Origin of the sequence: Caldimonas tepidiphila, from assembly GCF_003569765.1 — a bacterium.
Taxonomy (GTDB): domain Bacteria; phylum Pseudomonadota; class Gammaproteobacteria; order Burkholderiales; family Burkholderiaceae_C; genus Caldimonas; species Caldimonas tepidiphila.
Map to the genome: position 1 here is coordinate 1,123 of NZ_KZ983979.1, position 2,365 is coordinate 3,487.

The following is a 2,365-nucleotide window of genomic DNA, read 5'->3' on the forward strand; positions in this document are numbered from 1 at the left end:
CCGGCTCTACCGCGGGTTCTGAACGCCCACATGCCCGCGCTGCAAGGCCTCGCCTGGCTGCTGCTGCTCCAGACCGCCGGCGAGCTGCTCGGCCGCGGCCTCGGACTGCCGCTGCCCGGGCCCGTGATCGGGCTGTTGCTGCTGCTGCCGGCGCTGCGCTGGCGCGCGGTACGCGAGCCGGTGGGCGCCTGCGCCGAGCTGCTGCTGCAGCACCTGTCGCTGCTGTTCGTGCCGGTCGGCGTCGGCGTGATGACGCACCTCGGCCTGCTGAGCCAGTACGGGCTGCAGCTGCTGGCGGTGATCGTGCTGTCGACCTGGGCCGGGCTCGCGGTCACGGCGCTCGCGTTCCGCGCGCTGCTGCGGCGCCGGGAGGCGCGCGGTGGCTGAGCTGGTCGATCTCTGGGTCTACCTGTCCTCGTCGCCGCTGTTCGGGCTGACGGCGACGCTGGCCGTCTACGTGCTCGCGCACGCCGCCTACCTGCGCGCCGGCCAGGCGCCCTGGGCCAACCCGGTGCTGTGGACGGTGGCGGTGCTCGCCGCCGGGCTGCTCGCCACCGGCACGCCCTACCCGCGCTACTTTGCCGGCGCGCAGTTCATCCACGTGCTGCTCGGGCCCGCGGTGGTCGCGCTCGCCTGGCCGCTGTGGCTGCGCCGCGCCGAGCTGCGCGGCCGCGCGCTCGTGGTGCTGGGCGCGGCGCTGGCCGGCGGTGCCGCCGCGGCCGGCTCGGCGGTGGCGCTCGCCTGGGCCCTGGGACTGCCGCCCGAGCTGCTGCGCTCGCTCGCGCCGAAGTCAGTGACCGCTCCGGTCGCGATGGGTATTGCCGATCAGCTCGGCGGCATTCCCGCGCTCGCGGCAGTATGTGCGGTCGCCACCGGCCTCGTCGGCGCGGTGAGCGGCAAGTACGTCTTCGACGGGTTGCGCATCGCGCGCGACCCTGCGGGCTGGGCGGCACGCGGCTTCGCCCTCGGCACCGCAGCCCATGGCATCGGTGCGGCGCGCGCGCTGCAGGTGGACGCCGACGCGGGAGCCTACGCCGGCCTCGCGCTCGGCGTGCAGGTGCTGCTCGCATCGCTGCTGATTCCTCTCGTCTTCCAATTTCTCTGAACCGGAACTCCGTCCATGCAAACCGCACTGGCCCCCGAATTCCAAGGCACGCCCGAAGGCGAGGCGGCCGAAGCCATCCTGCGCAAGTGCGTGCACTGCGGCTTCTGCACCGCCACCTGCCCGACCTACCAGCTGCTCGGCGACGAGCTCGACGGCCCGCGGGGTCGCATCTACCTGATGAAGCAGGTGTTCGAGGGCGCGCCGGTCACGCGCAGCACGCAGCTGCACCTCGACCGGTGCCTGACCTGCCGCAACTGCGAGAGCACCTGCCCGTCGGGCGTGCAGTACGGCGCGCTGGTCGACCTCGGCCGCGCGGTGGTCGACCAGCGCGTGGAGCGCCCGGCGAGTGAAAAGGCCGTGCGCTGGCTGCTCAAGGAGGGGCTGACCTCGCCGCTGTTCGAGCCGGCGATGAAGCTCGGGCGGCTCGCGCGCCCGCTGCTGCCCGCGGCGCTCAAGGCCAAGGTGCCGGCGGCCCCCGGCGCCGGTGCGCACCGCTGGCCCACGCGCGAGCACAAGCGCAAGGTGCTGATGCTGCTGGGCTGCGTGCAGCCCGGGATGATGCCCAACATCAACAGCGCCACCGCGCGCGTGCTCGACGCCGCCGGCATCCAGACCGTGGTGGCCGACGGCGCGGGCTGCTGCGGCGCGATCCGCACCCACCTCGACGACCGCGAGGGGGGCCTCGCCGACATGCGGCGCAACGTCGACGCGTGGTGGCCGCTCATCGAGCGCGGCGAGGTCGAGGCGATCGTGATGAACGCCTCGGGGTGCGGTGCCACCGTCAAGGAGTACGGGCACCACCTCGCGCACGACGCGGCCTACGCCGAGCGCGCGGCGAGGGTGAGCGCGGCCACGCGCGACCTCAGCGAGCTGCTGCCGGAGATCGTGCCGGCGCTCAAGCCGCGGCTGGCGCAGCAGCCGGGCGGCGGCGCGCCGCGACGCCTGGCCTACCACCCGCCGTGCACGCTGCAGCACGGCCAGAAGCTGCGCGGCGGCGTCGAGGGGGGGCTGCGCGAGCTGGGCTTCGAGGTGACGCTGCCGGCCAACGAGAGCCACCTGTGCTGCGGCTCGGCCGGCACCTACTCGGTGCTGCAGCCCGAGCTCGCCTACTCGCTGCGCGACCGCAAGCTCGCCAACATCGAGCCGCTGCAGCCCCAGGCGATCGTGTCGGCCAACATCGGCTGCATCCAGCACCTGCAGACCGGCACCTCCACCCCGGTCAGGCACTGGGTCGAGGTGCTCGACGAGGCGCTCGAGGCC

General features: G+C 74.1%; 3 protein-coding genes. All 3 read left to right on the forward strand.

Translation table 11 applies throughout. The features are described from left to right. The first annotated feature begins 30 nt into the window (after positions 1-30). The gene (locus D3A59_RS04125; protein ID WP_119153643.1) at positions 31-387 is read left to right on the forward strand and encodes a CidA/LrgA family protein; all 357 of its coding nucleotides are present in this window, start codon (positions 31-33) and stop codon (positions 385-387) included. Beyond that, the gene (locus D3A59_RS04130) at positions 380-1,105 is read left to right on the forward strand and encodes an LrgB family protein (RefSeq protein WP_119153644.1); all 726 of its coding nucleotides are present in this window, start codon (positions 380-382) and stop codon (positions 1,103-1,105) included. The genes D3A59_RS04125 and D3A59_RS04130 overlap by 8 nt, the downstream gene beginning before the upstream one ends. Positions 1,106-1,120: 15 nt before the next feature. After that, a partial coding sequence (glcF, locus tag D3A59_RS04135; RefSeq protein ID WP_119153645.1) for a glycolate oxidase subunit GlcF occupies positions 1,121-2,365 on the forward strand: 1,245 nt, incomplete at its 3' end.

What these genes read in the sequence shown, in the direction of transcription:
- D3A59_RS04125 (WP_119153643.1), top strand. Translation starts at nt 31, where the DNA reads ATGCCCGCGCTGCAAGGCCTCGCCTGGCTGCTGCTGCTCCAGACCGCC.